Origin of the sequence: Kitasatospora sp. NPDC059599, assembly GCF_042735125.1 — a bacterium.
Classification (GTDB): Bacteria; Actinomycetota; Actinomycetes; order Streptomycetales; family Streptomycetaceae; genus Kitasatospora.
Window position 1 is genome coordinate 31,053 of record NZ_JBHWCL010000015.1, and the last position, 4,528, is coordinate 35,580.

Here is a 4,528-nt window from a genome sequence, read left to right on the forward strand (position 1 = left end):
GGGGGGGGGGGGGGGGGGGGGGGGGGGGGGGGGGGGGGGGGGGGGGGTGGGGGTGGGGGCGGGGGTGGGGCTTGGGGGGGGGGCCCACTCCCCACTCCGGTTGGTGACTTCAACCCCGGCAGGGCACCGGGTTGTCCGGGGAGTCCAGCCACACCGTCCCGCCGTCGGGCGTGACGGTGAGACCGAAGCGCTCGAAGCCGGGGCGGCCCCGGTCGTCCCACCAGCGCCAGGCGGACCGCACCTCGTCCCAGAGGCTGCGGGGGCCGGACTGCACGACCTCGTACGCGGTGCGGCCGGGCTCCCAGTCGACGGTGGCCCAGGACGTCACGGCCGTGTCGTGCAGCCAGAGGGTGTAGGAGCCGTCGCCGTAGCGCTCGACGAGCGGGAAGGCCCCGGGCACCTGCGCCCCGATGGCGAACATGGCCGCCCAGTCGCCGACGTCCTCCGGAGAGAGGTCCGTCACCGAGGCGGTGCCGTCCGCCGGCCACGGCCCGGACAGGTAATTCAGGCTGCCGGGGCGGGCCGCGCGCTGTTGGCGCAGTCGCATGAAGGCGGATGATCCGACGAACCGGCCGCTCGCCGTGCCGTCGTCGCCGACGGTGAGCCGGACGACCGCCTCCCCGCCGTACTCGGGCCCCCAGGGGGCGACGATCAGCCCGCCGGGGCGGGTCTGCTTGATCCAGGCGGACGGGATGCGGCCGACCGAGCACGTGGCGATCACCCGGTCGTACGGTGCGCGGGGCGGGTGCCCGACCGCTCCGTCGCCGACCACGAGCGTCGGCGAGTACCGGGCGCGTTTCAGCCGGAGCTGTGCCTCGGCGGCGTTGTCCCCGTCCACCTCGACCGACACGACGTTGCCGGAGCCGAGGCGGTGGGAGAGCAGCGCGGCGTTCCAGCCTGTGCCGGTGCCGATCTCCAGCACCCGGTCACCGGGCTCGGCGTCCAGGGCGGCGAGCATCGAGAACACCATGGTCGGCATGGAGTTGGAGGACGTGGGGGTGGTGCCACGGCCCTCCCCGGTGTGGTCGCCGTCGTCCCACTGCGTGGTGAGCGGGACGTCGGAGTAGACGGCACGCCACCAGTCGGCCGGATCGGCGTGCCTGTTCACCGCGTCGCCCTGGCGGACACCGTCGCCGTTGCCGGGCCAGACGAGGGCGGGGACGAACCAGTGACGGGGGACGGCGTCGTAGGTGGAGAGCCAGTCCGAGGTGAGCGACCCGTTCGCGATCAGCGCGGAGGCCAACCGGGCCCGGCCGGCCTCCGCATCCTGCTGCTCGATCACGCGTCAGTCGCCCGACGCCGGGCCGCTGCCGTCCGAGGTGTTGCCACCCTCGTCGCTGCCGCCGCCACCGTGCTTGTTGCCGCTGCTACTGTCGTCCTGCCGGCCGCCGCCGCTGCCGGAGCCGGACCCGCCGCCGTGCTTGCCGTTGTCGAACACGGGCATGTGATTCCCCTTTCAACGGCGGTGTCGAATACCGCCGTTGAGAAGTACGGTAGGGCGGCGGAGCGGGCGGGACGGTGGGCGATTCTCGAATATTCCGGACGCGGGCCGGCGGGGTTCGCGAGGATTCTTCAGAGGGCGCCGAGCGCCCGGCGACAGCGGGTGATCACCTTGTGGGCGTCCGCGCCGTAGACGGCGGAGGCGGCCAAGGTCTCCCAGACGCGCAGGTAGAGGGACACGTTCTCGGGCTGGTCGAGCCAGAGCTCGGCGTGCCAGTCCTCGACGATGACCAGTCGCTCGTCGTGGATCCAGAAGCCGTTGGCGGGAGCCAGCTTCAGCGGTGCTTCGAACGGCACGATGCCCACAGAGACGGTGTCCAGCCCGATCACACCGCTGAGCCGGTCGAGCTGCGCGGCCATGACGGCCGGCGGGCAGAGCTGTGCGCGCAGGGCTGCTTCCCACATGACGATGTGGTACTTCTTGCCCGGCCGATAGAGGAGTTCCTGCCTCCGTATGCGGGCACGTACGGCATCCTCGACGTCGCGTGGCGACTGGTGGAGGTCGGCGTTCGCATTGAAGACATGGCGAGCGTATTCGGCCGTCTGGAAGATGCCGACGACCACGGAGTTCTGCCACGCGCGCTTGACAGTCGATCGCTCGTGTTCGGCGGTCACCGTGTCCTGTACGGGCCTGTGGCCGGCGGCCAACTGCCTCCGCCAGGAGCGGGTCCCTGATTCGAACGCCCGGAGTCTGGCCGCCAACTCGGCAGCCACCTGGGGCTGCTCGACGCCTTGGGCCCATGCGGTGAGGTCGTCGTGGGTGGCCGTCTGGCGGCCGGTCTCCAGCTTGCTGACCTTCGACTGCGTCCAGCCGAGCCGGTCGGCCAGTTGCCGACCTGTGAGACCGCCCTCGGCCCGCAGCTCACGGAGCCGCTGACCGAGGGCGATTCTGGCGTGCTGGAAGTCGGTGCTCACACGTCGGACGGTACCTGAGCCCGGAACTCGTGGTGCGGGATGGCGAAGTGCCAGGCGGCGTCGCGCTCCTGGCAGGCGCGGGCGACCCGCACCGGGTCGGTGATCAGCTCGACGTGGGTCAGGTTGTCGTCGGCGTCGAAGTGCAGCAGGGCGATGAATCGCGAGTCGAACAGCCAGGCGTCCTCGGCCGGGAGGCCCAGTCGGTCGGCGTCGGCACGCCAGAGGTAGCGGATGTCCTCCCCGACCATGCCGTTCCGCTCGGAGTTGTTGAGCAGGTAGCGCTGCCCAACCGTGGGCGGATTGTCCATGATCCGCACGCGCTCGAACCGCTTGCCGAGGGCCGACTGCTCGCGCCGGGAGCGGCACCAGGGGCTCTCCAGGTCCCAATCGGGAACCAGCCCGGCCGTGAACTGGCGGTACGTCTCCGACACTTCGTCGGAGCGGTAGCGGCGGCGGGTCTCCAGCCGGTAGGTCGTGTACTGGAAGGTCTCGAAGAGATTCTCGAACTCGTCGAGGTCGATCAGTTTGGGTTCGCGATTCACATCGCGAGGCGCGAAGTCGGCGAGCAGGGTGCGCGGCACGGTCACGAACCCCTCGCCCGGCTTCACGCTGCGGAACTGGGCGATCTCGTCGGGATCGGTCACGAGATCGCCCTGCACCACCATCTCTCCGGTCTCCGTGTCTTCATAGAGCGTAGGGCAGTTGTTGTCGTCCGAGTTGCTTCCGATGTACCGCAGTCGTCGGCTCACAGCCGCTCCCCTCGAAGTCGGTCGGGCGGGGATCAGGATGCCCTGGAACTGTCATGCGGGGAGCGGTGATTCTCGAATATTCGCGCAAGGATTGAAACTTGCTGTAGTTGGCCGGTTACAACACTGGTTTGATGGCTGCTGCGTTGCAGTGCCTCGCGAGCCGGTCGTGAGGGTCGTGGCGAAGGAGGAAGCGCCCGTGCCCGAGTTCGTACCCCAGCAGAGGATCACCGAGTTCATCAACGACGGCTTCGAGCAAACCGCCTGGCGGTTGGAGACCAGGACCGGGTACCTCTCCGACAAGCAGATGCCCTCGTACGCGGAATTCCTGAGGACGGGCGACACGGCGGGCGAGGTCGGGCATCCCTGGTTCGAGAACGTGCGCCGCATGGTCAGCAAGGGCAAGAGGTTCGAGCGGGTCCGTCTGGTGGACGACCCGCCGACCGAGGGGCAGCGGTACCTGCTGGCGTGCGCCCGGACCAACGTTGCGGCAGGCGAGGACATCCGGTGCATGTGGCGGTCGGACGCCGATGCGGCCGGGCTGGCCGGGCTCTCGGACTTCTGGCTCTTCGACTCGCGTACGGTCGCGCGGTTCCACTTCGAGGGAGAGCGCACCGTGGGCATGGAGCTGGTCACCGAGCCGTTGGAAGTCCTGCGAGCCTGTCAGGTCCGCGATGCCGCCTGGCACTACGCAACGTGCTACGAGGAGTTCCGGGCTCAGGTGCCTTCCGGCACGTGAGTGGGTGCGCGGCCCCTCGCGCGAAGTGGGCGCGAGGGGCCGCCGGGGTTCAGGCGTGGTGGTCGAAGTCGCCGGCCTTGACGCCCTGGAGGAGGTCGGCGAGGGCGGCGGGGGTGGTGCGGAGGATGACGTGGCCGTCGTCGGACTCGCGGAGTTCGACCGCGCCGTCGACGGCGCGTACCTCCACGCACTCGTTGTTTGCTGCGCTGTAGCTCGACTTCTGCCACTGGATGTTAGGCATGATGCCCCCCGGGGGTTGGGTGCAGGTGGCACGCGCGTTAGACGTAGTGGTCGAATTCGCCGGCTTTGATGCCCTGGAGGAGGTCGGCGAGGGCGGCGGGGGTGGTGCGGAGGGTGATGTGGCCCTCGTCGGACTCGCGGATGTCGACTGCTCCATCCGCAGAACGGACCTCGACACAGTTCTCGGCGTTGCCGCTGAAGGAGGACTTCTGCCACTCGGTGTCGGTCATCGTGGGCCTTTCAGTGGGGAGCCGAGCTGCTGTGAGACGTTCGCCAACCTGCTGGGGCGGGAGGGGAGCAGCCTCGTCAGTGGGCAAGGCAAGGCTGATCGTGCGGCCCCTCGCGCGAAGTGGGCGCGAGGGGCCGCCGGGGTTCAGGCGTGGTGGTC

7 protein-coding genes are annotated in these 4,528 nt (G+C 69.8%); 1 reads left to right on the forward strand and 6 read right to left on the reverse strand.

Annotated features, from left to right (window positions below):
* Nucleotides 1–109: 109 nt before the first annotated feature.
* The 4 genes from ACFV04_RS08280 to ACFV04_RS08295 all read right to left on the reverse strand — a co-directional run bounded on the left by ACFV04_RS08280 (nucleotide 110) and on the right by ACFV04_RS08295 (nucleotide 3,164).
* On the reverse strand, nucleotides 110–1,282 hold the full coding sequence (locus tag ACFV04_RS08280; RefSeq protein ID WP_380527654.1) for a methyltransferase domain-containing protein: 1,173 nt from the start codon (nucleotides 1,280–1,282) through the stop codon (nucleotides 110–112).
* Between the two features lie 3 nt (nucleotides 1,283–1,285).
* The gene (locus ACFV04_RS08285; protein WP_380527656.1) at nucleotides 1,286–1,444 is read right to left on the reverse strand and encodes a hypothetical protein; all 159 of its coding nucleotides are present in this window, start codon (nucleotides 1,442–1,444) and stop codon (nucleotides 1,286–1,288) included.
* 128 nt (nucleotides 1,445–1,572) lie between these two features.
* Nucleotides 1,573–2,415 carry a helix-turn-helix domain-containing protein gene (locus ACFV04_RS08290; protein WP_380527658.1) on the reverse strand — a complete coding sequence of 281 codons (843 nt, stop codon included), beginning with the start codon at nucleotides 2,413–2,415 and terminating at the stop codon, nucleotides 1,573–1,575.
* Nucleotides 2,412–3,164 (reverse strand): DUF6879 family protein, encoded by a 753-nt coding sequence (locus ACFV04_RS08295; RefSeq protein WP_380527660.1) that lies wholly within the window; start codon nucleotides 3,162–3,164, stop codon nucleotides 2,412–2,414. Before ACFV04_RS08295 ends, ACFV04_RS08290 begins: the two co-directional genes overlap by 4 nt.
* Nucleotides 3,165–3,360: 196 nt before the next feature.
* Here ACFV04_RS08295 and ACFV04_RS08300 point away from each other — a divergent pair, with 196 nt between their 5' ends.
* Nucleotides 3,361–3,900 carry a DUF6879 family protein gene (locus ACFV04_RS08300; protein ID WP_380527662.1) on the forward strand — a complete coding sequence of 180 codons (540 nt, stop codon included), beginning with the start codon at nucleotides 3,361–3,363 and terminating at the stop codon, nucleotides 3,898–3,900.
* Between the two features lie 49 nt (nucleotides 3,901–3,949).
* Here the strand turns inward: ACFV04_RS08300 and ACFV04_RS08305 are convergent, their stop codons facing one another.
* The gene (locus tag ACFV04_RS08305; RefSeq protein ID WP_380527663.1) at nucleotides 3,950–4,141 is read right to left on the reverse strand and encodes a DUF397 domain-containing protein; all 192 of its coding nucleotides are present in this window, start codon (nucleotides 4,139–4,141) and stop codon (nucleotides 3,950–3,952) included.
* 37 nt (nucleotides 4,142–4,178) lie between these two features.
* Nucleotides 4,179–4,370 carry a DUF397 domain-containing protein gene (locus ACFV04_RS08310; RefSeq protein ID WP_380527665.1) on the reverse strand — a complete coding sequence of 64 codons (192 nt, stop codon included), beginning with the start codon at nucleotides 4,368–4,370 and terminating at the stop codon, nucleotides 4,179–4,181.
* Between the last annotated feature and the right edge of the window lie 158 nt (nucleotides 4,371–4,528).